Consider the following 25,849-nt stretch of genomic DNA (forward strand, 5'->3'; position numbering starts at 1 on the left):
CGACGCGTCGCCTTCGAGCGCTCCGCTCCCGAGCACTCCGCCCCTAAGCACTCCGCAACCTCAGCCCTCGGGGCGTGTTGCTGAACCCGGAACTCTCGAGCATCCGGCCCACGGATGATCCCACCGAGAATTCGCCGTTGATCTTCTCGATAGTCAGCTTGTCGACTCGGCCTGACACCACCGTCTGGGCGAGGGAGTCCGCCGCCTCGATGAGTGCCTCCTCGTTGTCGGCGAAGGCCAGCACGGTCTTGCCTCCGCGTTCCACGTAGAGTGTGAGCTCGCCGTCGACGAGCACCACGAGTGCACCCGCCTTCCGTCCGGGCCGGTGCCCCTCGCCCTGCGGCCACGGAAGCGCCGCCCCGTAGGGGTTCGCGGGGTCGGTCGCCGCGAGGGTGAGCGCCCGGGTGCGCTCCACGTCACGCGAGCCGCGCCGTTTCGTCGGTGCGGCATCGGACGCGGACGCGCGCGGGTCGTGCCCGAGCATCCCGCCCGCACCGCTGCCGCCTGCGCCTGCGGCCCCGGACTGTGCCGGATCGCCCGACTCGCCCCGTTGGTCGCGCAGAATGTCAGCCGCGAAAGCCCGCAGCCTGTCGACGGTGCCGCCGGTCGCGAACTGGGAGGCGCCGAGTCCTTCGATGAAGTAGCCGCGCCGGCAGCGCCCGGTCTCCTCGAACTGGCTGAGCACGCGGTAGGTGAGGGCGAAGCCGCCGGGCTGGTGTTCGCTCATCACCGATCCGCGGGTGACCACACCGTACCGGTCGAGCAGGAACTCGGCGGTGGCATGGGCCCGCAGTGTCGCATCCCGCTCTGCCCGGGGGAGCAGCGACCAGCGCCCACCGGCCGTCGGCGGCCCGACCCGCGTGGCCATCGTCGGGCGCGAGTAGGCCCGGCCGCGATACATCCGCGCCCTCGGCGCAGATCGTTTGACGGTGTGCGCCGTCGCGCCCCCACCGGTGAGCGTGCGGAGCGGTGCGAGGGTGTCGTTCGTGAGGCGCCCGGCCCAGACGAGATCCCAGAGCGCGGTGACGAGTTGTTCGTCGGTGAAGTAGCCCGCGCCGGGCTGGGGTGCAGGCAGGGCGACGGGCACCGGATGCACGGGGCTGGTGCCCACGGCCGCCGAATCCGTGCCACCCGCACCCGTGCCGAGCCCGCCCGACCCGATGCCCGACTTCGGCGTGCGCCGCGGACTTCTCGGCTGCACCGACTCGGCGAGGGCCCGTTCCGCTGCCGCGGTCGCCTCGGACGCCTCGACCCGCGCCTTCTCGGCCGCACTGCCGAGCTCGTCGGCGACCGCGTCGGACAGGTTCCGGAAGAAGTACGCCCCGCCCCCGGCCAGCGTCTTCAGCACGGCGGCCTGCAGGTCGCTCGGTTCGAGTTCCGGCATCTCGGGCAGGGTCACGCGCACTGTGTCGGCGAGGTGCAGCGAGACCCAACCGTCGCTGCCGGCCAGGGATCCGCTGCCCGACCAGACGATCTCGCCGGCCGCGGTCAGCTCGTCGAGCATCGCCGGGCTGTAGTCCCGCACGCGCGACGGGAGCACGAGCGTCTCCCAGGCCGAGGCTGGCACGGGCACGCCGGCGAGCTGTTCGATGACGGTGAGCACGCCGTCGACCCCGCGGAGGTTTCCTCCCACATGCTGCCAGACCGGCAGGAACCGTCCGAACGCCGCAGCGTCGACCGGTTCGACCTCGTGCCGGAGCGCCGCGAGCGAGCGGCTGCGAAGGCGCCGCAGCACCTCGTTGTCGCACCACTCGCTGGTCGCCGCCGCGTGTGCAAACCGCGAGAACTCGGGTGCGATCGGGATGACCACGGCATCGCGCGCGCCGACTGCCCCGACTGCGTCGTCCGTGCCGTCCGTGCCGCCCGCACTCTCAGCGCCCGCAGCCCCCCGCGCTCCCGGCACCCCCGTCGGCCGGAACTCGCCCTCCACGACCCGCCGCGCCGCCTCGAGCCGCTTCAGCGTCTCGTGCACCACCGCCGAGCCGAGCCCGAGGCGCACCCCCACCTCGGGCGCCGTGAACGGCCCGTGCGTGCGTGCGTATCGCCCGACCAGGTCGCCCAGCGGATCCTCCACCGGCTCGATGAACGCGTCGGGCACCCCGAACGGGATCGGCACTCCCAGCGCATCCCGCAGCCGGCTCGCGTCTTCGATGGCCGCGAACCGGGCATCGCCGGCGATCGTGACCGCCAGCACGCGGCGGGCGTCGAGCAGCACCGCCACATGCGCAGAGGCGGAGGCCCCGTCGGTCAGCCGCTCGGCGAGCTCGTCGATGCTGAGCGGTCCGAGCATCCGCACCAGGTCGGCGACCCCTTCGACGCCCGTCGCCTGCCGCCCAGCGGCGACCCGCTGCAGCTCGCGTTCGGTCTGCTCGATGACGCCGGGGTCGAGCAGTTCGCGGAGTTCCGCACGCCCGAGCAGCTCGGCGAGCAGCGTCGGGTCGAGCGACAGCGCCGCCGCCCGGCGCTCGGCGAGCGGGCTGTCTCCCTCGTACACGAATGACGCGACGTAGCCGAACAGCAGCGAGCGGGCGAACGGCGACGGTTCGGCCGTCTCCGTCTCGATGATGCGGATGCGCCGGCTCTCGATCTCGCCGGCCAGGGCCTTCAGCGAGGGCAGGTCGTAGACATCCTGCAGGCACTCGCGCACGGTCTCGAGGATGATCGGGAACGTCGGATACCGCCGGGCGACCTCCAGCAGCGCCGCCGACCGCTGCCGCTGCTGCCAGAGCGGCGACCGTTTGCCCGGGTTCTGCCGGGGCAGCAGCAGCGCCCGCGCCGCGCTCTCCCGGAACCGGGACGCGAACAGCGCCGACCCGCCCACCTCGGTGGTCACGAGCAGTTCGAGCTCGTCGGCGTCGAACACGAACAGGTCGGCGCCCGGCGGCTCGCTCTCGGTGTCGGGCAGCCGCACCACAATGCCGTCGTCGCTCGCCACGACACCGCCGTCGACGCCGAACCGCTCGCGGATCCGCGCCCCGATCGCCAGAGCCCACGGCGAATGCACCTGCATTCCATATGGCGAATGCAGAATGACCCGCCAGTCGCCGAGCTCGTCGCGGAACCGTTCGACGATCAGCGTCTGGTCGCTCGGCACGTGCCCCGTCGCCTCCCGCTGCTCGGCGATGAACGTCACCAGGTTGGTGGCCGCGTTCTCGTCGAGCCCCGCATCGGTCGCCATCCCGAGCGCACGGTCTTCTGATGCCCCGCCGACCGCCCGCGTGAACGCCCCGATCGCGCGGCCGAGTTCTGCCGGTCGGCCGAGCCCGTCTCCGCGCCAGAACGGCAGCCGCCCGGGCTCGCCGAATGCCGGGGTGACGCGCACCTGGTCGTGCGTGATCTCCTGGATGCGCCAGCTCGTCGCTCCGAGTGCGAACACGTCGCCGACCCGCGACTCGTAGACCATCTCCTCGTCGAGCTCGCCGACCCGGGAGGCCTTCTCTCCGACCATGAACACGCCGAACAGGCCGCGGTCGGGGATCGTGCCGCCGCTCGTCACGGCCAGCCGCTGGGCTCCGGGCCGCCCCGTGATCGTGCCTGCGTCGCGATCCCACACGATGCGCGGGCGGAGTTCGGCGAACTCGTCGGAGGGGTAGCGCCCCGCCAGCAGGTCGAGCGTCGCCTCGTACGCCGACCGCGGCAGGGAGTTGAAGGGCGCGCTCCGCTTGACCCGGTCGAACCACTCCTCGACGTCGACCGACTCGAGTGCGCAGGCCGCCACGGTCTGCTGCGCCAGGATGTCGAGCGGGTTCTTCGGCACGGCGAGCGTCTCGATGAGCCCCTTCGTCATGCGGTCGGCCGCGACGGCCGAGTGGATGAGGTCGGCCCGGTGCTTCGGATAGATGACCCCGCGCGACACCTCCCCGACCTGGTGTCCGGCGCGTCCGACGCGCTGCAGCCCGCTCGCGACCGACGGCGGCGACTCCACCTGCACGACGAGGTCGACCGCGCCCATGTCGATGCCGAGTTCGAGGCTCGACGTCGCGACCACGCAGCGCAGCCGCCCGCTCTTCAGGTCGTCTTCGATGATCGCCCGCTGCTCCTTGCTGACCGAGCCGTGGTGCGCCCGGGCGAGAAGCGGTTCTGCGCCCCGGGTCTGGCCGCTCTGTGCCATCACCTGCGCCGGTGCCGCGGCGCTCCGCTGGGCGGTGGATGTCGCGGCTGAGCCCGCACCCGTACCAGCACCGGCACCGGCACCCGCGCCTGCACCAGCACCGCCCGCACCGTCGGCACGCGGCACGAACCGGTCGTCGTCTACCTCGTACCCCTGCCGCTCGGCATAGATCTCGTTCAGTCGGGCCGTCAGCCGCTCGGCCAGCCGCCTCGAGTTCGCGAACACGATCGAGGAGCGGTGCTGCAGCACCCGGTCGACGATGCTCTCCTCGACATGCGGCCAGATCGAGCCCTGCTGCGGTGTCGCGGCCGCCGCGGATCCCTCGAGTGCGGGGGCTGCACCCAGGTCGCTCATGTCCTCCACCGGCACGACGACCCGGAGGTCGAACTTCTTCGTCGAGACGGGCGCCACGATCGTCACCGGAACCCCGCCCGACAGGAACCTCGCCACCTCTTCGGGCGGACGCACGGTGGCCGAGAGACCAATGCGCTGCGCCGGGTGCTCCAGCAGGGCATCCAACCGTTCGAGGCTCACGGCCAGGTGTGCACCGCGCTTCGTGGCGGCGACCGCGTGCACCTCGTCGATGATGACCGTCTGCACATCTGTCAGGGTCTCGCGCGCCGCCGAGGTGAGCATCAGGAAGAGTGATTCCGGCGTCGTGATCAGGATGTCGGGCGGGTTCTTGATCATCGTGCGCCGGTCGCTGGCCGTCGTGTCGCCCGAACGCACTCCCACCGTCACGGTCGGGGGAGTCGTGCCCAGGCGTTTGGCGGTCTGCGTGACGCCGACGAGCGGGGCCCGGAGGTTCCGCTCCACATCGACTGCGAGGGCCTTCAGCGGCGAGATGTAGAGCACGCGGGTGCCGACGGGGGAGTCTTTCGCATCGGCTGAGGACGCTGCATCCGGAACCCTGGCCGGCTCGCTGATCAGCCGATCGATCGCCCAGAGGAACGCCGCGAGCGTCTTGCCCGACCCCGTGGGGGCCACCACCAGTGCGTGCGACCCCTCGGAGACCGCCTGCCAGGCGCCGATCTGCGCCTCGGTGGGCGCCGCGAAGGCACCCGTAAACCACTCTCGGGTCGCGGGGGAGAACTTCTCGAGCACGGACAGGGCCGTGGGCTCGGGCTTCGGTGCCTTCTTCACCCCTCCATCCTCCCCGATACCACTGACACTCGGCCTGTTCGGCCCCAGGTGACCGGCAACCCTTGCGCGATGGGTGAGAATGAAGCATGAGCGTTCGCACCCCTGACCCGAACTCCGGCTGGTTGAGTGACCAGGAGCTTGAAGAGATCAGACGGCGACTGCCGTTGCTCTACGTCGAAGCGGTTCCCGTGCGGGTCGACGGCCTCGGGCAGGTCACCGAGGTGGGGGTGCTCCTCCGTGTGTCGGCGAGCGGCAACATGACGCGCACGATCGTCTCGGGCCGGGTGATGTACGGCGAGACCCTCCGCGACGCGCTGTTCCGCCACCTCGAGAAGGACCTCGGGCCGATGGCGTTCCCGCAGCTGCCGACCAGCCCGATCCCGTTCTCGGTCGCCGAGTACTTCCCGCTGCCCGGTGTCAGCGCCTTCACGGATGAGCGCCAGCACGCCGTCTCGCTCGCCTACGTCATCCCGGTGACGGGCACGTGCGACCCGCGGCAGGACGCGCTCGAGCTCACCTGGATGACGCCCGAGGAGGCGTCGAGCGACGCGATCCGCGCCGAGATGGAAGGCGGTCGCGGCGCACTGCTGCGCGCGGCCCTCGCCTCCGTGGGGCGCCTGGGCTAGTCGAGCAGGGCGACCGTTCGGAGGAACAGGTCGGCGTAGCGGTCCGCATCGACCTCGAGCGCGACATCCGTGAGTCCCACCTCGGCGTGCAGCCCGTGCATCCGGTCCTCGCCCGGGAACTGGCGACGGTCGACGACGGTCTGGCCGCGGCTCGCGCCGGCGAGTTCGACGAACACCGGCAGACGTTCTATCCGGAGCGCGTCGGGGTCGACCAACGCGCAGACCGCGCCCGCGTCGCCGATCAGCCCCGTGTAGACCGGCTCGTGACCCGGGCCCATGCCGATGCGGTGCGAGAGCAGGGCGCCTGCCAGCCGTTCGGCCCGGCGTCCGCTCGACTGCAGCGCTTCGGCCTGCTCGAACGGCACTGACACCCGGTTGAACACGTCAAGACCGTACATGAAGGTCTGGATGCCCGAATCGAGCACGATCGCGGCCGCCTCGGGGTCGTGCCACACGTTGAACTCTGCGGTGGGCGTGGCGTTGCCGACGCTCGCGGATCCGCCCATGAACAGGATCCGCTCGATCTTCGCCGCGACCTCCGGGTGCGTGCGGAGCAGCAGCGCGAGGTTCGTCTGCGGGGCGAGCGCGATGATCGTCACCGGTTCGTCGCTCGCGAGGAGCTGTTCGCGCAGCATCGCGACCGAGCCCTGTGCAACGGCCCGACGACCCGTCGCGGGCAGTTCGATGCCGCCGAGCCCGTCCGACCCGTGCACGTGCGAGGCGTCGCGGGCCGCTGCGATCAGCGGGCGGGTGGCTCCCGCGGCAACCGGGATGTCGCCGGCCCCCGCCGCGTCGAGCACCTTCAGCGTGTTCTGCACGACCTGCGGCAGAGCGGCGTTGCCCGCCACGCAGCTCACCCCCAGGAGGGCGATCCCGGGGTGGGCGACAGCGAACAGGATCGCCAGCGCGTCATCCACCCCCGTGTCGACGTCGAGCAGCACATTCGTGGTCTTCATGCTGCCCAAAATACCGCACCCCGCCCGCGCCTCCCCACGCCCGCCGTCCTCGCACCCTCCACGCACCCCGCACCCCACCCCGCACGACGAAGGGACCCACATCGTCCTAACGCTGATGCGTTCGAACGATCTGGGTCCCTTCGAGGTCACGAGAGCCCGGCGAGGGGCTCGGGCGGCGAGCTGCTAGCCCTGCGCGCGACGCGGAGCCGAGCGCTGCGGGCGGGGAGCCGTCTGCGATCCGCCGGCGCTCGACCACACTGTGGTGGATCCGCCCTGGCCGCCGCGACCGCCGCCGCCCTGGCCGCCGCCGCGACGAGCGCCGCCGGCACCGGCGCCGCCGGCACCGCCGGCGCCACCCGCACCGGCACCACCGCGGCGGGGACGGTCGGAGCCCGCACCGGCACCGGCACCGGCAGCAGCGCCATCGCGCAGGCCGCGCTTCCGCTGGGCGTTCGCGCCCTGCGAACCGCCGCCAGCGCCGCCCTGGCCGCCGCGTCCGCCGCGACCGCCACCGCCACCGTTACCTCCGCGACCGCCACCGTTGCCGCCGCCCTGGCCGCCGGAACGGCCGCCACCGGTGAGCGTCACGGGGGCATCCGACGGCTTCACGTACGCTGCCACCTCGCCGACAAGAGCATCGACCGACGGCGACGTGAGCGCGACGCGCTCGACGGCAACCGAGATCGCTGCCTTCCGCATCAGCTGGTCGAGGTCCTTCCGCTGGGCGGGAAGGATGATCGTCACGACGTCACCCGCGCTGCCGGCCCGAGCCGTGCGGCCCGAACGGTGCAGGTACGCCTTGTGCTCGGTCGGCGGGTCGACGTGGATCACGAGTTCGATGTCGTCCACGTGCACACCGCGGGCCGCGACATCCGTCGCCACCAGAACGCTCACGTCACCGGCGCTGAACGCGGCGAGGTTGCGGTCGCGGGCCACCTGCGAGAGGTTGCCGTGCAGGTCGACGGCCGGGATGCCCGCGTCGATCAGCTGGCGGGCGAGCTTCTTCGCGTGGTGCTTGGTGCGCATGAAGAGGATGCGACGCCCGGTGCCGGAGGCGAGCTTCCGCACGAGGGCGGTCTTCGCCTCGGCATCGTTGACCTCGAACACGTGGTGGGTCATGGCCGCGACGGGGGAGTTCGCTTCATCCACCGAGTGCAGAACCTCGTTGTGGAGGAACCGGTTCACGATCTTGTCCACGCCGTTGTCGAGCGTCGCCGAGAAGAGCAGGCGCTGGCCGTGCTCGGGAGTCTTGGACAGGATGCGCGTCACGACGGGCAGGAAGCCGAGGTCGGCCATGTGGTCGGCCTCGTCGAGCACGGTGATCTCCACGGCGTCGAGCGAGACGAAGCCCTGCTTCATCAGGTCTTCGAGGCGACCGGGGCAGGCGACGACGACATCCACGCCGGCCTTGAGGGCGGCGACCTGGCGACCCTGCGAGACGCCACCGAAGATGGTGGTCGACTTCAGGCCGTAGGCGTCGGCGAGCGGCTGCAGCACAGCGGAGATCTGGGTGGCGAGCTCACGCGTCGGCGCGAGGATCAGGCCGACGGGGCGACCCGGGCGGCGCTTTCCGCCGGCCAGCACGCCGGCGAGGCGGGCGACCATCGGAATCGAGAACGCGAGCGTCTTGCCCGAGCCGGTCTTGCCGCGGCCGAGCACGTCGCGCCCGTTCAGGGTGTCGGGCAGGGTGTCGACCTGGATCGGGAACGGGCTGGTGATGCCCTCAGCCGTGAGCTTGGCCACGATGGGGGCGGGAACGCCGAGCGAGGCGAACGAGGGGCCGGTGGCTTCGGATGCCGCGGCCGCAGTGGTGGGAGGAGCAATAGTCATGGGGGTTTCGGTGCCTTCCAGGCATCGGTTCCATCGGAGACCTGCGCGTGCCGAACAGCACGGAGCTGCGTGGCGAGGTGCGTCTGCGCGATCTCATTCCGGCCGTTCGGGCCTCAGCACTCGGGCTGGGCGCACGTTCTGTGGCCGGACTTCGGTGGAAGTGTGGCGAAGGTGCCGGTGGGCACATCCGTTCGCCGTGAGAATTCATCTCCGTGACGATCGTCTTCTGACGATCTTGTGTGACGGAGAGGTGCGTTCTACGACGCAGGGAGCGCGCGATTGCGCTCGCAAGTGGTTACAGTCTAGCGCACGGAGCCCGCTGCACGCACAGCCACCCCTCAGTGGTACAGCTCGCCCACCGGGATCTCCGGCGCCACGCGGTTGCCGGCCGGGGCGAGCGGGCACGCCCACGCCGGGTCGTACGCGCACGACGGGTTGTAGGCGAAGTTGAAGTCGAGCACGAGGGAGCCGGGCGCCTCGCCCTCGCCGAGGAACGCCCCCTTGATCGTGTCGAGCAGGTAGCGCCCGCCTCCGTAGGTGCCACCCGGATGCCCGGCCAGCGCATCCCGCACCGGTATGAACAGCCCACCGCCGTACGACTGCAGTCGCCACACGTCGAGCGACCCGACCCCGGGCACCTCGGCGCGGCCGACCAGTTCGAACGGCACGACCCCGTCGGTCCCGGTCTCGAAGTCGAAGCGTGCCGGCTCGGTCGGTGCTACGAGTTCGACCTCGAACCGCCAGGCGGGGTCGTAGTCGGCGACGGGCAGGCCGGCGAACCCGTCGCGGTCCTCCGGCAGCAGCGGAGTCTGCGGGTGCGACCCGAACAGCTCGTCCCGTGCGCCTCGCCAGAAGGTGTGCGCCTCGACGGCCGGCGACGGAACGTGCGCGCCGATCCCGGTGCCGGGGCCAGCTGCGAGCCGACGGGTCTCGGCATAGATGTCGAACACGCGGAGGCGCCAGTCGAGCGTCTCGATCGCTGTGCGTGCGTCGGCCATCAGCGCGCACCGCCGTCCTGCGCCGCGTCATCCGCCCCGGCGACGTGGGCCGCAGCGACATTTGCGTCGGCGACGTGCGCCGCCGCGACATCCGCCGGCACCTCGTCCACCACGGCCGCCGCGTGCTTCGGCTCGAACGACCAGGTCGGCGCCAGCTGCTGCAACCGCACCCCGCGAAGCTGCCAGAACGCCCACATGCCCGCCCAGAGCGCCGGTGTCAGTGCGCCCGCCCCGATCACGAGCCGGTCACGGTACAGCGTCTTGCCCGGTTCGTATGGGTCGGCCGACACGGCCATCCGGTGGTCCCATGTCGTGAACAGTTTCAGCGAACCCGACGCCCCGTACCCTTTGTCGTGGATGATGCGCACCCCCGGGTGCTGCGTGCGCGAGCGGTCGATGTCGATCACCTGGCGACCCATCGGAACCAGCCCGAGCGCCTCGATCTCGACGCGGTTCTTGCCCTCGGGCCACGTCGTCGGGAAGCCGCCCTCCTCCAGCGAGACGATCTTCATCAGTGGCGCCGAGACCTCCCGGAACACGGCAGGGCTCTGCAGGGCCCGCCATGCGGCGTCGACGGAGCAGTCCAGAGTCAGTTTCAGCATCACCTTCATGCTTCCCAGTCTCACGCACCAGGGCTCCCGGCGCGCCCTGTTGACAGCACTACGATTGTCGGGTGAACACGAGCGACCCGGCCCCGAACGCCGCCCAGACCCACTACCAGGTGCGATTCGGTCGCGGTGAATCCGCTCTCGAGACGGTCGCGCGCCTCGCCGATGTGGCGATCTGGGTGGATGCCCTCCCCGACGTCCCGGCCGCCGGCCAGCCCCTGGCGGAGCGGGTCACGCCGGAGCTCCACGGGGTGCAGGTCATCCATGCCGACCTCCGAACGCGCTCGGCCGCAGCCGGGTGGATGCTCGAACAGCAGGTGCTGGCCGGTGACCGTGTCTCGGTCGCTGTCATAGCGGCGGACGACACCGTCGAGGACACCCTCGCCGCCGGCGCCGTGATCGACGCACTCGCCGCGCGCGGCATCGACTTCGCCTCCCCGGAGGCGGCCGTGGCCTGCGCCTCATTCACCGGACTCGAACGCGCCGTCGGCCACCTCCTCACGGCCTCCGTCGCCGGGAGGTCGCTCGTCGCGGCCGGGCATGCCGTCGTCGTCGCCGACGCGAGCGAGATCGACGCCGAGGGCCCGGGCGCAAGCGGTATCGATTCCGAGCCCACGGTGGTTGCATAGTCTGTGCGGCCGAACCGGTCCGCGATCGATGTGGAGGAACCCATGAAAGCCGTCATCAACGGAACCGTCATCGCCGAGGCTCCGAAAGAAGACCTCATCGCCATCGAAGGCAACTGGTACTTCCCGCCGTCGAGCGTCAAGAGCGACTACCTCGTCGAGAGCGCCACGCCCTACACCTGCCCGTGGAAGGGCGAGTGCCAGTACTTCAGCGTGAAGGACGGCGACGAGACCCTGAAGGATCGCGCCTGGAGCTACCCGACGCCCTACTCGTCGGGCATCGACCGCGTCGGCAAGGACTTCAGCAACTACGTCGCGTTCTGGAAAGAAGTGAACGTCAGCGAGTAGCGTGCTCTACCGCGGGCTCCCGGCCAGCCGTCTCGACGCGGCCGGGATCTCGCGGTGCACCCACTGGATCACGAACGCCCGGTCGAAACGCTTCGAGCACGCACCGCAGGCCAACACCCGCGCGGGCTTCCGGTAGCGGTAGTGCTGGTGGCCGTTCGGGCAGGTGCCGATCCATGGCGCGAGTTCGTCGGCTATGGCCCCCTGGTGCAGGCGCTTGCCCTCGTAGCCCAGCTCCTTCGCGATCGCCCGCCATTTCGGCCCGTGTCCACTCCGCGAACCCGCCATGGCGTGCGCGATCTCGTGCAGCAGCACCTGGTGGATCTCGTCGTCTTCGTAGCGTGCCGCGAGGTAGCGCGAGACGGTGATCCTCTTCAGGGAGTAGTTGCACTGGCCGGCGCGGGTCTTCGCATTGTCGAAACCGAACGTCCACGCTCCGCGCGCCGCATCAGTATCTGGGTGCAGCGTGTCGAGGTGCAGCGCGATGAGGGCTTCGGCCCAGGTTCGCACGCGGTGTAGATCTGCCACGCCAGAAGCCTAATTCACGCCGCCGACAGCCGCGCCCTACTTGCCGAGGAACGCCTCGGCCACACCGATCGCGATGAGCGAACTCTCGAGCTGGTCCATGGATGCCCCGGCCTTCTCCCAGAGCACGACAGCCGCCTTGAAGTCGGCCAGCGCCTCCCGGTACTCGCGCTGGTCGAAGAGCACCCGCCCGCGGTTGTGCAGGGCGGTCGCCTCGAGCGAGGTCCACTCGTGGCCGTGCGCCTCCTCGGCGCAGATGGTCAGGTCGGTGAGGGCAGGCACCAGCTTGCCCTGGTACTGCTGCACCTGGGCGCGGCGGATGCGGGCGGCCAGTCCCTGCTCCCGATCGCCCGAGAACCGGGCCTGGCGGAGCGCCTCGTTGGCGATGTCCCAGGCCTCATCGAGCCGACCGAGCAGGCGCAGCAGGTTGAGCTTCTCGTTCAGTGCCGACAGGCTCCGGAGCGAGCCGAGTTCGGTGAGCCGCTGCTCTGCGGCGGCCACATCCACGGTCTCGCGCAGGGTCTTCGGGTCGTAGCCGGTGATGATGCTCAAGGGTGACGCTCCTGGTTCGGTTCTGTTCCAGCTTACGGCTCAGGATGCGCCCGGCGAGAGAGCAACACGGGCCAGTCGGTCGTCCCCGGCCTGTGGAGAACCTCTCCCATCGGTGTTGTTGGTGAGGAGAAGGAGCCCGGTGCCGTCGGCGGTGGCCACGACATCCCGGATGCGGCCGAGCGTCCCCGCGTAGTAGCTCACGACGAGCGTGCTGCTGAGCGCCGGAGTGTCGCCGCCGGGCGTGATCGACCACAGCCGCTCACCGCCGAGCCCCGCCATGAAGAGGGTGCCGCCGACCATGGCGAGCCCGCTCGGGCTCGCCTCATCCGTCGACCACTCGACGATCGGGTTGGTGAAACCGTGCACGGTTCCGCCCGGCCCGCCCTCGCCGAACCCCTCGACACCGGGCCAGCCGTAGTTCGCGCCCGGGGTGATGACGTTGAGTTCGTCCCACGTGTTCTGGCCGAACTCGGCGGCGTACATCGTGCCGTCCGAGCTCCACGCCATCCCCTGCGAGTTGCGGTGCCCGAGGCTGTAGACCGGTGACCCGGCAAACGGGTTGTCGCCCGGAACCGCCCCCGTCGGAGTCACCCTGAGGATCTTCCCCGACAGCGACTCGACCCGCTGCGCGTTCGCCGACTGGTTCGCGTCGCCGGCCGTGATGTAGAGCATCCCGTCGGGCCCGAAGAGGATGCGTCCACCATTGTGGTTCGAAGCCTTCGGGATCCCCGTGAGCACGTCGCTCGCAGCGCCCAGGCTGAACGCGCCGGGGCCGCCCTCCAGCGGCATCCGCACCACGCGGTTGTCGCTCGCGGTGGTGAGGTACGCATAGAGGTAGGTGGCGGCGGCTGCGGTCGTCGCGCTGGTCGCGCTGGCTCCGGATGTCGCGGCTGCGCCCGCGCCGCCCGCGCCGCCGTCCGCGGCTGCGCTCGTGCCTGCGAGAACGCCGGTCGTGTCGACGTAGGCGGCGAGGCCCAGCAGCCCGCCCTCGCCGGCGGCCGCCACTCCGGGCACCGTTCCGATCGCTCCGGCGCTCCCATCCGCCCGGATCTCCTTCACCACCCCTGTGCCCCGTTCATCGACGAGAACCGTCCCGCCCGGCAGGGTCACGATCGACCACGGCGCGTCGAGCTCATCGGCGACGGTCGCGGGGTCGCCCTCGGGGTGCACCGCTCCCGTCACCGACGCGCCGGCGCCGCCCGTTCCCGCGCCGCCCCACGGATTCGCGGCGCCCGCGCTCGCTCCGTCCGTGGCAGGCGCCGTCGCGGCGGCACTCGGCCCGACTGTCGTGGGCGCCGCACTCGCGGTCCCGCCCGCGCCCGGCCCCGCCTCCGACGCACCCGTGCATCCGCTGACCGCCAGCACGACGGCCACCCCGAATCCCGCGGCACCGCCGAAAGCTCCCCGCCGCCGTGCTCCCCGCCGCTCTGCTCCCCGCCACCCTGCGCCCCACCCCAGACGCCTCACCCGGGCATCCACCCGCCGAGCGCCCACCGGCCATCCGCTCGCCACTCTCGTCATCGGTCGGCCTCCGGTCGCTCAGCGGAACTGCGGTCCTAGCCCACACTGCCCGGTTTCACTTGGAAGATGCTGCGTGCGGGCGGCGGCGAGGGCATGGCCGTCTGATCCGTCACGACCGGTGCGCTCGCGATGAAAGCCTTCAGTTCCCGCCCGTCGACGACCTTCGCCGGGGTGGGGTCGCTCGCCACGAGGCGCGGCATCCGCTCGAACGGCAGCGGAGCATCCGACGCGAACATCACGACGTTGCCGAACCGCCTGGACTTCAGCACCTGCGGGTCGACGACCACCGCGACGTGCGCGAACACCGCGCTGAGGGTCGCGGCCTGGCTGCGGGCGAAAGCGAGCCCCGCCCCGTCGGCGACGTTTGCGGCGAGGATGCCCGTCTCCTTCATCAACGCGGATGCCAGGGTGTAGAACTCCACACTGGTCACGTGCGCTGGGGTCCGGGCGCCGGAGAACACGTCGACCACCAGAACGTCGACCGTGCCTCTCAGTCCGTGCGGCAGCTTCGCCAGCACCTCCCGCGCATCGCCGTGCCGCACACGGATCTGCGCCCCCTGCGGAAACGGGAGCTGCTCCCTGACGAAGTCGACCAGCTCACTCTCGAGCTCGACGACCTGCTGCCGCGACCCGGGCCGCGTCGCCGCGACGTAACGGGGGAGCGTGAACGCACCTCCACCGAGGTGCAGCGCCGTGATCGCCTCGCCGTCCGGCGCCACGAGGTCGATCCCGTGCCCGATGCGTCGCACGTACTCGAAGGCCAGGTAGGTCGGATCGTCGAGCGCCACGTGGGACTGCGGCGTGCCGTCGACCACCAGCGTGAACGCCCCCGGCTGGTGCCGGTCGGCCTCGACGACCGCCCGCATCCCGTTCCCGAGCGTGACCGCCGGATGCTCCCCGTCGCCCCCGCGTCGCCTGCCGTTTCTCTCGCTCACCCTCCGACCCTAAACCCCGGCGCAGCAGCCGCGGAGTCGCGGTTATACCTCAGAGCGCGAAAATGGTCAAGATTCGAGTGGACAAGTGGCCAGGAGCGGCATATAGTTGTTCTTTGCGCTCCCAGTACTCCTATGCCTTCATATTGCGGTCGGCTCGCGCTGCAGTTTCTTCTTCGTCAGATGGAACCGCAGCATCACTCCAGAACCCCTGTGCATATCACCGGCAGGCGGGTTTTGTTCGAGGGTCTGGCGAGTTCGACCAAAAGTAAACCCAGTACTGAGACCCGACGGGGTCCACGGAGGTTATTTCCTTGGCTGCTGCGAGCAACGCAACCACCACCACACCCAAGAACGGTCGCGGAGCATCGCGACTCTCGTTCGCCAAAATTTCTGACAACCTGACTGTTCCCGATCTGCTTGCACTGCAGACCGAGAGCTTCGACTGGCTCGTGGGCAACGACGTGTGGAAGGCACGCGTCGCTGAAGCGAAGGAGCAGGGTCGCAAAGACCTTCCTGAGCACTCCGGCCTCGATGAGATCTTCGAGGAGATCTCCCCGATCGAAGACCTCGGCGAGACCATGCAGCTCAGCTTCACGAGCCCGTTCCTCGAGCCCGAGAAGTACACGATCGACGAGTGCAAGGAGCGCGGCAAGACCTACGCCGCCCCGCTCTACGTCGAGGCTGAGTTCATGAACCACCTCACCGGTGAGATCAAGACCCAGACCGTCTTCATGGGCGACTTCCCCCTGATGACCGAGAAGGGCACGTTCATCATCAACGGCACCGAGCGTGTCGTCGTGTCCCAGCTCGTGCGGAGCCCGGGTGTGTACTTCGACCGCCAGCTCGAGAAGACCTCCGACAAGGACATCTACTCGGCCCGCGTCATCCCGAGCCGTGGTGCCTGGCTCGAGTTCGAGATCGACAAGCGCGACCAGGTCGGTGTGCGCATCGACCGCAAGCGCAAGCAGAGCGTCACCGTGTTCCTGAAGGCCCTCGGCCTCACGAGCGAGGAGATCCTCGAGCAGTTCAAGGGCTACTCCTCCATCGAGGCGACCCTCGAGAAGGACTCCATCCTGACGAAGGAAGAGGCCCTCAAGGACATCTACCGGAAGCTCCGCCCGGGCGAGCAGGTTGCTGCCGAGGCCGCGCGTGCGCTGCTCGACAACTTCTACTTCAACCCGAAGCGCTACGACCTCGCGAAGGTCGGTCGTTACAAGATCAACCGCAAGCTCGGTATCGAGAGCGAGCTGTCGAACTCCGTTCTGACGAACGAAGACATCATCGCGACGATCAAGTACCTCGTGGCCCTCCACGAGAACCAGACCACGCTTCCCGGCACCCGTGGTGGCAAGTCCGTCGACATCCGTCTCGACATCGACGACATCGACCACTTCGGCAACCGTCGCATCCGTGCCGTCGGCGAACTCATCCAGAACCAGGTGCGTACGGGTCTGTCCCGTATGGAGCGCGTGGTTCGCGAGCGGATGACCACGCAGGACATCGAGGCGATCACCCCGCAGACCCTGATCAACGTGCGCCCCGTCGTCGCCGCGATCAAGGAGTTCTTCGGTACCTCCCAGCTGTCGCAGTTCATGGACCAGAACAATCCCCTCGCGGGCCTGACGCACAAGCGTCGACTCTCCGCGCTGGGCCCGGGTGGTCTGTCCCGTGAGCGTGCCGGCGTCGAGGTTCGCGACGTGCACCCCAGCCACTACGGCCGCATGTGCCCGATCGAGACCCCGGAAGGCCCGAACATCGGCCTGATCGGTTCGCTCGCATCGTTCGCCCGCATCAACTCGTTCGGTTTCATCGAGACCCCGTACCGTCGCGTCGTCGACGGCGTCGTCACCGAGACCATCGACTACCTGACCGCGAGCGAAGAAGACGAGTACGTGGTGGCCCAGGCCAACGCGCCTCTGACGAAGGACGCCCGTTTCGCCGAGCCCCGCGTGCTTGCACGCAAAAAGGGTGGCGAGGTCGACCTCTTCCCGATCGAGACGATCGGCTACATGGATGTCTCGCCCCGCCAGATGGTGTCGGTCGCGACGTCGCTCATCCCGTTCCTCGAGCACGACGATGCGAACCGCGCCCTCATGGGTGCGAACATGCAGCGCCAGGCCGTGCCGCTCCTGATGAGCGACAGCCCCCTGGTCGGTACCGGTATGGAGGGCTTCGCGGCCGTCGACGCCGGTGACGTGGTCACCACCCAGCACGCCGGTGTCGTGCAGGAGGTTTCGGCTGACGCCGTCTCCGTTCTGCTCGACGAGGGCGGGGTCGAGACCTACTACCTCCGCAAGTTCGACCGCTCGAACCAGGGCACGAGCTACAACCAGCGCGTCATCGTCAACGAGGGTGACCGCGTCGAGGTCGGAGAGGTCATCGCCGATGGTCCCGCCACCGAGAACGGTGAGCTCGCGCTCGGCAAGAACCTCCTCGTGGCGTTCATGCCGTGGGAGGGCTACAACTTCGAAGACGCGATGATCCTCAGCCAGAACCTGGTGAAGGACGACACGCTCTCCTCGATCCACATCGAAGAGTACGAAGTCGATGCTCGCGACACCAAGCTCGGCAAGGAGGAGATCACGCGTGACCTCCCGAACGTCAGCCCGGAGCTGCTCGCCGACCTCGACGAGCGTGGAATCATCCGGATCGGTGCCGAGGTCCGCCCCGGCGACATCCTCGTCGGCAAGGTGACACCCAAGGGTGAGACCGAGCTCTCCGCCGAGGAGCGACTGCTCCGCGCGATCTTCAACGAGAAGAGCCGCGAAGTGCGCGACACCAGCCTCAAGGTGCCCCACGGTGAGCGTGGAACCATCATCGCCGTCAAGGAGTTCTCTGCCGAGAACGACGACGAGCTCGGTTCCGGCGTCAACCAGCGCGTGGTCGTCTACATCGCCCAGAAGCGCAAGATCACCGAGGGTGACAAGCTCGCCGGCCGCCACGGCAACAAGGGTGTCATCGCGAAGATCCTGCCCGTGGAAGACATGCCGTTCCTCGCAGACGGTACCCCCGTCGACGTGGTGCTCAACCCGCTCGGTATCCCCGGCCGCATGAACTTCGGCCAGGTGCTGGAGATCCACCTCGGGTGGATCGCCAAGCAGGGCTGGAAGGTCGAGGGCAAGAGCAACAAGTGGGCCGGCCGTCTCCCCGAGGCCGCACACGAGGCTGCCCCGAACACGAAGGTCGCGACCCCCGTGTTCGACGGTGCGCTCGAAGAGGAGATCGGTGGTCTGCTCGACTCGACCCTCGTGACCCGCGACGGCGACCGCCTGATCAACGGCACCGGTAAGGCGACGCTCTTCGATGGCCGCTCCGGCGAGCCGTTCCCCGAGCCCATCTCGGTCGGCTACATGTACATCCTGAAGCTCCACCACCTCGTCGACGACAAGATCCACGCTCGTTCGACCGGTCCGTACTCCATGATCACGCAGCAGCCGCTGGGTGGTAAGGCACAGTTCGGTGGGCAGCGCTTCGGTGAGATGGAAGTGTGGGCGCTCGAGGCCTACGGCGCCGCATACGCACTGCAGGAGCTCCTGACGATCAAGTCGGATGACATCCTCGGCCGCGTGAAGGTGTACGAAGCGATCGTCAAGGGTGAGAACATCCAGGAGCCGGGTATCCCCGAGTCCTTCAAGGTGCTCATCAAGGAGATGCAGTCGCTCTGCCTGAACGTGGAAGTGCTGTCTGCCGACGGCACTGCGGTCAGCCTGCGCGACACCGATGACGAGGTCTTCCGCGCTGCAGAAGAGCTCGGCATCAACATCTCCACGCGGTTCGAGAACTCGTCTATCGACGACATCTAAGCCGAACCTCTGCGCTAGCTAGAACCCAACTTTCGCTACCTTCCTACTCCAGGAGAGAAGAAAAAATTGCTCGACGTTACAACATTTGACGAACTGCGGATCGGTCTCGCTACGGCTGACGACATCCGCAAGTGGTCGCACGGTGAGGTCAAGAAGCCCGAGACGATCAACTACCGCACGCTGAAGCCCGAGAAGGACGGCCTCTTCGGAGAGCAGATCTTCGGGCCGAGCCGTGACTGGGAGTGCTCGTGCGGCAAGTACAAGCGAGTGCGCTTCAAAGGCATCGTCTGTGAGCGCTGCGGTGTCGAGGTCACGAAGTCGTCGGTGCGCCGTGAGCGCATGGGCCACATCGAGCTCGCCGCCCCCGTCACGCACATCTGGTACTTCAAGGGCGTTCCGTCCCGCCTCGGCTACCTGCTCGACATGGCTCCGAAGGACCTCGAGAAGGTCATCTACTTCGCGGCCTACATGATCATCTCGGTCGACGAGGATGGCCGTCACGAAGACATGCCCGGCCTCGAGAACGAGCTCCGGCTCGAGATCAAGGCCCTCAGCGACCAGCGCGACAGCCGTATCGCCGACCGTCTCCAGAAGCTCGAGAACGATCTGGCTGCCCTCGAGGCAGAAGGCGCCAAGAGCGACCAGAAGCGTCGTACCAAAGACGGCGCCGAGAAGGAGATGGGCCAGGCCCGCAAGTCCTTCGACGAGCAGATCGCCCAGCTCGAGCGCGTGTGGGAAGACTTCCGCAGCCTCAAGGTCGGCGAGCTGAAGCCCGAAGACTCCGTGTTCCACGAGCTGCAGGACCGCTACGGCCAGTACTTCGAGGCCTACATGGGTGCCGAGGCGATCAAGAAGCGCCTCGAAGCCTTCGACCTCGCCACTGAGTCGGACACGCTGCACCTGCAGATCTCCGAGGGCAAGGGCCAGAAGAAGATCCGCGCCATCAAGCGCCTCCGGGTCGTCAACTCGTTCCTGATCACCGGCAACTCGCCGGCCGCGATGGTTCTCGACGTGGTCCCCGTGATCCCGCCGGAGCTCCGCCCGATGGTGCAGCTGGATGGTGGCCGCTTCGCGACCTCCGACCTCAACGACCTGTACCGCCGCGTGATCAACCGCAACAACCGCCTGCGTCGTCTGCTTGACCTCGGTGCTCCCGAGATCATCGTCAACAACGAGAAGCGGATGCTGCAGGAGGCCGTCGACGCACTGTTCGACAACGGCCGCCGTGGTCGCCCCGTCACCGGTACCGGCAACCGCGCCCTGAAGTCCCTGAGCGACATGCTCAAGGGCAAGCAGGGTCGTTTCCGCCAGAACCTGCTCGGCAAGCGCGTGGACTATTCGGGCCGTTCGGTCATCATCGGTGGTCCCCAGCTGAAGCTGCACCAGTGCGGTCTGCCCAAGCAGATGGCCCTGGAGCTGTTCAAGCCGTTCGTGATCAAGCGCCTGATCGACCTGAGCCACGCCCAGAACATCAAGGCCGCGAAGCGTATGGTCGAGCGGAGCCGTCCCCAGGTGTGGGATGTGCTCGAGGAGATCATCCGCGAGCGTCCTGTGATGCTGAACCGTGCACCCACGCTCCACCGACTGGGCATCCAGGCTTTCGAGCCCCAGCTCGTCGAGGGCAAGGCGATCCAGCTGCACCCGCTCGTCTGCACCGCGTTCAACGCGGACTTCGACGGTGACCAGATGGCCGTGCACCTTCCGCTGTCGGTGGAAGCGCAGGCCGAGGCGCGCATCCTGATGCTCGCGTCGAACAACATCCTGAAGCCGTCCGACGGCCGTCCGGTGACCCTGCCCACGCAGGACATGATCATCGGCCTGCACCACCTGACGACCCTCCGTGAGGGTGTCGTCGGCGAGGGCCGCGCGTTCTCCAGCGTTGCCGAGGCCATCCTGGCGAAGGACCAGGGCACCCTCGACCTCAATGCCAAGGTGCGCATCCGCCTCGAGAACATCACCTTCGCTGAGGGTGAAGCTCCCGAGAACGCTGTGCTGGCCGAGGGCAACCACGCCCCCGGTGTGACGCTGGTCGAGACATCCCTCGGTCGCGCGCTCTTCAACGAGACGCTGCCGACCGACTACCCGTACGTCGAAGCCGTCGCAGACAAGGGCCAGATCTCGGCCATCGTCAACGACCTCGCCGAGCGGTACCCGAAGGTCGAGGTTGCTGCTGCTCTCGACCGCATCAAGGATGCCGGTTTCTACTGGGCCACCCGCTCAGGCGTCACCGTTGCTCTCTCCGACGTTCTGACCCCGCCGAACAAGCGCGAGATCGTTGCGACCTACGAGAAGCTCGCCGCCAAGGTGCAGTCGCAGTACGAGAAGGGCCTCACCACCGACGCCGAGCGTCGCCAGGAACTGATCCAGATCTGGACCAAGGCGACCGAAGACGTCGCGGAGGCCATGCAGGCGAACTTCCCGGCGAACAACACGATCAACCGCATGGTGACGTCGGGTGCTCGTGGTAACTGGCTGCAGATCCGCAACATCGCGGGTATGCGTGGCCTGGTGAACAACCCGAAGGGTGAGATCATCCCTCGCCCGATCATCTCGTCGTACCGTGAGGGCCTCAGTGTTGCTGAGTACTTCATCGCGACGCACGGTGCTCGCAAGGGACTCGCCGACACCGCGCTGCGTACCGCCGACTCCGGGTACCTCACCCGTCGTCTGGTGGATGTCTCGCAGGACGTCATCATCCGTGAAGACGACTGCGGCACCACCAAGGGCCTCGACCTGGCCATCGCGGCGCACGACGCTGCCGGTGTGCTGGTGAAGGACTCGAACGTCGAGAACTCCGTGTTCGCACGGAGCCTCGCTGCCGACGCGGTGGATGCCTCCGGCACCGTCATCGCCGAAGCCGGCGAGGACATCGGTGACGTTCTCATCGACAAGCTGGTCGAGGCGGGTGTCGAGAACATCAAGGTGCGCTCGGTGCTGACCTGCGAGTCGGCCGTCGGTGTGTGTGCTGCCTGCTACGGCCGCTCGCTCGCCACCGGTCTGCTGGTGGACATCGGAGAGGCCGTCGGCATCATCGCCGCACAGTCGATCGGTGAGCCCGGAACCCAGCTGACCATGCGTACCTTCCACACGGGTGGTTCCGCATCGGCCGACGACATCACGCAGGGTCTGCCCCGCGTGCAGGAGCTCTTCGAAGCGCGTACCCCCAAGGGTGCGTCGCCGATCGCAGAAGCTGCTGGCCGCATCACCATCGAAGACACCGACCGCAGCCGCAAGCTGATCCTCACGCCCGACAACGGTGACGAGGCCATCGCCTACCCGGTGCTGAAGCGTGCCAGCCTCCTCATCGAGGACGGCGACCACGTGGAGCTCGGAACGCAGCTGCACGTCGGTGCGATCGACCCGAAGGAGGTTCTCCGGGTTCGCGGTGTGCGTGCCGTGCAGGAGCACCTCGTCGGTGGTGTGCAGGGCGTCTATCGCTCGCAGGGTGTGCCGATCCACGACAAGCACATCGAGGTCATCGTCCGCCAGATGCTCCGCAAGGTGACTGTTGTCGACCACGGTGACACCGACCTGCTCCCCGGTGAGCTCGTCGACCGCCAGCGTTACAACATCCTCAACCGCGAGGCGCTCACCGAGGGTCGTAAGACCGCTTCGGCCCGCCAGGAGGTCATGGGTATCACCAAGGCCTCGCTCGCGACCGAGTCGTGGCTGTCGGCCGCTTCCTTCCAGGAGACCACGCGTGTTCTCACGCAGGCCGCCATGGAGGGCAAGAGCGACCCGCTGGTCGGACTCAAGGAGAACGTCATCATCGGAAAGCTCATCCCGGCCGGAACCGGACTCCAGAAGTACCGCAACGTCACCGTTGAGGCAACCGAGGAGGCCAAGGCCGAGCGCTACCCGAACCGCATCTTCACCGATGACGCGGTGTTCTCGGAGGCTGACCTGTCGTTCGTCGACTTCGACAGCTTCTCGAGTGACGACTACACGCCCGGTACCTACAACTAGGCACTGACCGCGTGACCAGAAGGGCCCTCTCGCTTCGGCGAGGGGGCCCTTCTTCCGTGTCGGGGAGGTGCCGCGGCGCGCCTAGACTTGCCTGATGACTCTCTCAGGATGCTCATGCTGAAGAATTTCGGCTGGTCCTTCGTGGTGCTGCTCGTGGGCCTCGCCCTCGGGTTCCTCTACGGCGGACCGACAGCCCTCGTACTGGTGATCGTGCTCAGCGTGCTCGAGATCTCGCTCTCGTTCGACAACGCGGTGGTCAACGCCACCATCCTCGAGCGTATGAACGCGGCCTGGCAGCGCATCTTCCTCACCGTCGGCGTCATCATCGCCGTCTTCGGGATGCGGCTGGTGTTCCCCTTCCTCGTCGTGGCGGTCACCGCCGGGCTCGGCCCGGTGCAGGCCGTGCAGCTGGCGTTCGAGAAGGGCGATCCGGCCGTCCCCGGCACCTACGGCTTCATCCTCAACGCCGCACACCCCGCGATCGCCGGCTTCGGCGGCATGTTCCTGCTCATGCTGTTCCTCGACTTCATGTTCGACGAACGCGACGTCCTCTGGATCAAGCCTGTCGAGAAGGTGTTGCAGATCGTCGGGCGGGTTCCGGGCGCCAGCACGATCGTGTCGATCATCGTGCTCGTGCTGGTCTCCCAGTTCGTCGCCGAAGACCCGGGCACCGTGCTGCTCAGCGGCGTCATCGGCATCGGGGCGTTCCTGCTCGTCACGGCGCTCGGCAAGGTGTTCGAGCAGACGGCCGAGGAGGGCGGCGGGGAGGACATCGACCCCGTCAAGCCCGGTCGGCAGGTCAAGATCGTCGTCGGCCGCGCGGCGTTCTTCCTCTTCCTCTACCTCGAGGTGCTGGATGCGAGTTTCTCGTTCGACGGCGTCATCGGCGCCTTCGCCATCACCTCAGACCCGATCGTCATCGCGATCGGTCTCGGCGTCGGGGCGATGTTCATCCGGTCGCTCACCATCTTCCTCGTACGTCAAGGCACGCTCAGCCAGTTCGTCTACCTCGAACACGGGGCCCTCTGGGCCGTCGGGGCGCTGGCGGTCATCCTCCTCATTTCGATCCGACTGGAGATCCCCGATGTCGTCACGGGGCTCGTCGGCATCGTCTTCATCGGCGCCGGGTTCCTGTCGAGCATCGTGCGGAACCGCCGGGTGAAGGCCCGTGAGCTCGGCGGATCGGTGCAGGTGGGCTGACTCAACCCGCCTGACTCAGGTGGGCTGACTCAGGCGGGTTCCGGATGCCCGGGGTCATCCTCGGCATCTCGCTGCTCCAGTGCCTCCAGCACCTGCATCGCCACCAGCCGCCCCGCCCGGTCCGCCCCGATCGTCGACGCCTGCGGCCCGTAGCCCGCGAGGAACACCCGTGGGTCGCGGAGTGCGCGCCCCTCCGCTGCAGCCACCCCGCCGCCCGGTTCGCGGAGACCGAGCGGGTCGAGGTGGCCGAGTTCCGAACGAAATCCGGTCGCCCAGATGATGGCGTCGGCCGGCTCGAAGCTGCCGTCGGCGAAGCGAACTCCGCCCTGTTCGATGCTCGTGAACATCGGTCGCGCCACGAGAACCCCGCGCCGCAGAGCGTCGAGGTTGCGGGCCGTTGCGGGGAGACCGGTTCCGCTGATGATGCTCGGCAGCACGCGCCCGGCCGCCGCCGCGTCGTTCTGCTGGGCGACCGCGGCGAGCCGGCCCTCGATGCTCGCGCTCGCCTCACCCGGCTCGTCGCCTGCGAACGAGACCGGTCGGCGGGTGACCCAGGTGGTGGATGCCGCGATCCCCTCCAGCTCGAGCACGAAGCCCACCGCGGAGGTACCGCCGCCGACCACGATGACCCGGAGGCCGCTGAACTCGGCGGCCGATCGGTACTCGGGGGTCGCGAGCTGGCGCCCGGCGAACGTCTCGATGCCGGGGACGTACGGGCGGATCGGCGCGCCCCATGTGCCGGTGGCGTTCACCAGGATGGCGGTGGTGATCGCGCCACGAGCAGCGTCTGCGGTCGTGCTTGGGGCCATCACGCCGGCGACCACCCCGCGGAGGTACTCGACGCGCAACCGGCCGGACGCGACATCCGGAGCCGCCTCGCGCACCCCCGTCACCGTCACCGGCCGGAACACCTGCAACCCGAAGTGCTGCTCGTACGCGGCGTAGTACTCGCCCACCACGTCGCGGGCGGCACGGCCCCGGTCGGCCGTGTCGAAGCTCAGGCCGAGCTCCCGCATGCCCGGCAGGTCGTTGACCCGGTGCGCCGTGCCGAGTCGCAGCGACTCCCAGCGGAACTGCCACGCGCCGCCGGCAGCGGGGGAACGGTCGAGCACGACCAGATCCTCACCGGGCGTGAGACCGCGGCGCGCCAGGTGATGGGCGACCGAGAGCCCCGCCTGCCCGGCGCCGACGATCACCACCCGGGCGTGCGAGGGGAGAGCCGCATCGGGTGCATCGGCGGAGTGCGGGTCAGCCACGGGCATCCGGAGCAATGTCGTGCACCGCACGAGCGTCGCCGATGAACGCCGTGAGCCGCTCGGTTCCCACCAATCCGCTCGGATGCGGCCCCGCCGCCTGCAGCGCCGCCGCCAGCGAGACGAGGCCGGCCCAGCGGGAGGCGAACAGAACGGCGTTGCCTTCGTCGAGGTCCTCGGTGAGAGCCTGGGCGCCGGCGACCAGCACGAGCGGGAAGACCTCGGCCAGGCTCGCCGCGGCCGCCCGCGCGACCGGCAGATCGCGGTCGTCGGCCACATTGACCGCCAGCACCCCCGCATCACCGAGCAGCGCGACGAGTTCGCGGTAGAACTCGACGCTCGCGAGGTGCGCTGGTGTCGCTGACCCGAGGTACACGTCCGCCACGATGAGGTCGAACGGGGCGGATTCGGATGCCCGGTCGAGCCCCGCCCGGGCGTCGTCGATGATCACACCGAGGTCGATGCCCTCGGGCAGGGGAGCCACTTCTGTCACGAGGTCGAGGAGGTCGGCCTCGAACTCGATCACGGTCTGCGGCGAGCCCGGCCGTGTCGCGGCGATGTACCGGGCCAGGGTGAGAGCACCTCCGCCGAGGTGCAGCACGCGGAGGGGTGCGCCGGCCGGGGCGAGCAGATCCGCGAGGTTCGCGATGCGCCGCAGGTAGTCGAACCGCAGCGAACGCGGATCGCCGGTGAACACGTGCGACTGCTGTTCACCGCCGATGTAGAGGGTGAAGCCGCTGCCGCCGATGTCGTCTGCACGGAGCTCGGCGGCCAGACCGCTCAGGCGGAGACGGCGGTGCACCGGGGGGATCATCCGCACCAGCCTAGGGTCTGCAGCCGGTCTCGCCCCC

Annotated in this window: 17 protein-coding genes; 6 read left to right on the forward strand and 11 right to left on the reverse strand. The window is 68.8% G+C overall.

The genetic code is table 11. The features are described from left to right. Nucleotides 1-43: 43 nt before the first annotated feature. Nucleotides 44-5,254: an ATP-dependent helicase gene (locus FB464_RS01005; protein WP_211327387.1), complete on the reverse strand. Its 5,211-nt coding sequence runs from the start codon at nt 5,252-5,254 to the stop codon at nt 44-46. Nucleotides 5,255-5,340: 86 nt separating this feature from the next. Here FB464_RS01005 and FB464_RS01010 point away from each other — a divergent pair, with 86 nt between their 5' ends. Beyond that, nucleotides 5,341-5,880 (forward strand): NUDIX hydrolase family protein, encoded by a 540-nt coding sequence (locus FB464_RS01010; protein ID WP_116415508.1) that lies wholly within the window; start codon nt 5,341-5,343, stop codon nt 5,878-5,880. Here FB464_RS01010 and FB464_RS01015 read toward each other — a convergent pair. From FB464_RS01015 to FB464_RS01030, 4 genes are all read right to left on the reverse strand, one after another. Continuing rightward, nucleotides 5,877-6,836, reverse strand: a complete 960-nt coding sequence (locus FB464_RS01015; RefSeq protein WP_116415507.1) for a nucleoside hydrolase — start codon at nt 6,834-6,836, stop codon at nt 5,877-5,879. The genes FB464_RS01010 and FB464_RS01015 overlap by 4 nt on opposite strands. A gap of 183 nt (nt 6,837-7,019) precedes the next feature. Then, nucleotides 7,020-8,666, reverse strand: a complete 1,647-nt coding sequence (locus tag FB464_RS01020) for a DEAD/DEAH box helicase (protein WP_116415506.1) — start codon at nt 8,664-8,666, stop codon at nt 7,020-7,022. 338 nt (nt 8,667-9,004) lie between these two features. Beyond that, nucleotides 9,005-9,664, reverse strand: coding sequence for a DUF1684 domain-containing protein (locus FB464_RS01025; RefSeq protein WP_116415505.1), 660 nt, complete (start codon nt 9,662-9,664; stop codon nt 9,005-9,007). Beyond that, nucleotides 9,664-10,275 carry a hypothetical protein gene (locus tag FB464_RS01030; RefSeq protein ID WP_116415504.1) on the reverse strand — a complete coding sequence of 204 codons (612 nt, stop codon included), beginning with the start codon at nt 10,273-10,275 and terminating at the stop codon, nt 9,664-9,666. The genes FB464_RS01025 and FB464_RS01030 overlap by 1 nt, the downstream gene beginning before the upstream one ends. A 62-nt stretch (nt 10,276-10,337) precedes the next feature. On the opposite strand from FB464_RS01030, the gene FB464_RS01035 reads away from it, so the two are divergent. Together FB464_RS01035 and FB464_RS01040 are read left to right on the forward strand one after the other, a co-directional pair. Then, nucleotides 10,338-10,901 (forward strand): hypothetical protein, encoded by a 564-nt coding sequence (locus tag FB464_RS01035; protein WP_116415503.1) that lies wholly within the window; start codon nt 10,338-10,340, stop codon nt 10,899-10,901. Nucleotides 10,902-10,943: 42 nt separating this feature from the next. After that, nucleotides 10,944-11,246, forward strand: a complete 303-nt coding sequence (locus FB464_RS01040) for a DUF427 domain-containing protein (protein WP_116416669.1) — start codon at nt 10,944-10,946, stop codon at nt 11,244-11,246. Between the two features lie 6 nt (nt 11,247-11,252). On the opposite strand, the gene FB464_RS01045 is transcribed toward FB464_RS01040, so the two are convergent. From FB464_RS01045 to FB464_RS01060, 4 genes are read right to left on the reverse strand one after another with little or no spacing between them, the layout of a single operon-like run. Beyond that, on the reverse strand, nt 11,253-11,771 hold the full coding sequence (locus tag FB464_RS01045; RefSeq protein ID WP_116415502.1) for a SprT-like domain-containing protein: 519 nt from the start codon (nt 11,769-11,771) through the stop codon (nt 11,253-11,255). A 36-nt stretch (nt 11,772-11,807) separates the two neighbouring features. Further along, nucleotides 11,808-12,320, reverse strand: coding sequence for a tetratricopeptide repeat protein (locus tag FB464_RS01050; RefSeq protein ID WP_170151947.1), 513 nt, complete (start codon nt 12,318-12,320; stop codon nt 11,808-11,810). Between the two features lie 39 nt (nt 12,321-12,359). Continuing rightward, nucleotides 12,360-13,841, reverse strand: a complete 1,482-nt coding sequence (locus FB464_RS01055) for a PQQ-dependent sugar dehydrogenase (protein ID WP_116415501.1) — start codon at nt 13,839-13,841, stop codon at nt 12,360-12,362. A 35-nt stretch (nt 13,842-13,876) separates the two neighbouring features. Next, nucleotides 13,877-14,707, reverse strand: a complete 831-nt coding sequence (locus FB464_RS01060) for a spermidine synthase (RefSeq protein ID WP_116415500.1) — start codon at nt 14,705-14,707, stop codon at nt 13,877-13,879. Nucleotides 14,708-15,087: 380 nt separating this feature from the next. Here FB464_RS01060 and rpoB point away from each other — a divergent pair, with 380 nt between their 5' ends. The 3 genes from rpoB (at nt 15,088) to FB464_RS01075 (ending at nt 23,745) form a co-directional block, all read left to right on the forward strand. After that, nucleotides 15,088-18,579 carry a DNA-directed RNA polymerase subunit beta gene (rpoB, locus tag FB464_RS01065; RefSeq protein ID WP_116415499.1) on the forward strand — a complete coding sequence of 1,164 codons (3,492 nt, stop codon included), beginning with the start codon at nt 15,088-15,090 and terminating at the stop codon, nt 18,577-18,579. Between the two features lie 66 nt (nt 18,580-18,645). Then, nucleotides 18,646-22,545, forward strand: coding sequence for a DNA-directed RNA polymerase subunit beta' (locus FB464_RS01070; RefSeq protein WP_116415498.1), 3,900 nt, complete (start codon nt 18,646-18,648; stop codon nt 22,543-22,545). A gap of 114 nt (nt 22,546-22,659) precedes the next feature. Beyond that, complete coding sequence (locus FB464_RS01075) at nt 22,660-23,745, forward strand: DUF475 domain-containing protein (protein ID WP_246092871.1); 1,086 nt, start codon at nt 22,660-22,662, stop codon at nt 23,743-23,745. A gap of 29 nt (nt 23,746-23,774) precedes the next feature. Here FB464_RS01075 and FB464_RS01080 read toward each other — a convergent pair whose 3' ends face one another. Further along, nucleotides 23,775-25,007 carry an FAD-dependent oxidoreductase gene (locus FB464_RS01080; protein ID WP_116415496.1) on the reverse strand — a complete coding sequence of 411 codons (1,233 nt, stop codon included), beginning with the start codon at nt 25,005-25,007 and terminating at the stop codon, nt 23,775-23,777. Continuing rightward, nucleotides 24,994-25,812, reverse strand: coding sequence for a spermidine synthase (locus tag FB464_RS01085; protein ID WP_142206574.1), 819 nt, complete (start codon nt 25,810-25,812; stop codon nt 24,994-24,996). The genes FB464_RS01080 and FB464_RS01085 overlap by 14 nt, the downstream gene beginning before the upstream one ends. Nucleotides 25,813-25,849: the final 37 nt, after the last annotated feature.

This window comes from Subtercola boreus, assembly GCF_006716115.1.
Classification (GTDB): Bacteria; Actinomycetota; Actinomycetes; order Actinomycetales; family Microbacteriaceae; genus Subtercola; species Subtercola boreus.

What these genes read in the sequence shown, in the direction of transcription:
- FB464_RS01010 (WP_116415508.1), top strand. Translation starts at nt 5,341, where the DNA reads ATGAGCGTTCGCACCCCTGACCCGAACTCCGGCTGGTTGAGTGACCAG.
- FB464_RS01015 (WP_116415507.1), bottom strand. Translation starts at nt 6,836, where the DNA reads ATGAAGACCACGAATGTGCTGCTCGACGTCGACACGGGGGTGGATGAC.
- FB464_RS01020 (WP_116415506.1), bottom strand. Translation starts at nt 8,666, where the DNA reads ATGACTATTGCTCCTCCCACCACTGCGGCCGCGGCATCCGAAGCCACC.
- FB464_RS01025 (WP_116415505.1), bottom strand. Translation starts at nt 9,664, where the DNA reads ATGGCCGACGCACGCACAGCGATCGAGACGCTCGACTGGCGCCTCCGC.
- FB464_RS01030 (WP_116415504.1), bottom strand. Translation starts at nt 10,275, where the DNA reads ATGAAGGTGATGCTGAAACTGACTCTGGACTGCTCCGTCGACGCCGCA.
- FB464_RS01040 (WP_116416669.1), top strand. Translation starts at nt 10,944, where the DNA reads ATGAAAGCCGTCATCAACGGAACCGTCATCGCCGAGGCTCCGAAAGAA.
- FB464_RS01055 (WP_116415501.1), bottom strand. Translation starts at nt 13,841, where the DNA reads ATGACGAGAGTGGCGAGCGGATGGCCGGTGGGCGCTCGGCGGGTGGAT.
- FB464_RS01060 (WP_116415500.1), bottom strand. Translation starts at nt 14,707, where the DNA reads ATGCGGGCGGTCGTCGAGGCCGACCGGCACCAGCCGGGGGCGTTCACG.
- FB464_RS01075 (WP_246092871.1), top strand. Translation starts at nt 22,660, where the DNA reads ATGCTGAAGAATTTCGGCTGGTCCTTCGTGGTGCTGCTCGTGGGCCTC.
- FB464_RS01080 (WP_116415496.1), bottom strand. Translation starts at nt 25,007, where the DNA reads ATGCCCGTGGCTGACCCGCACTCCGCCGATGCACCCGATGCGGCTCTC.
- FB464_RS01085 (WP_142206574.1), bottom strand. Translation starts at nt 25,812, where the DNA reads ATGATCCCCCCGGTGCACCGCCGTCTCCGCCTGAGCGGTCTGGCCGCC.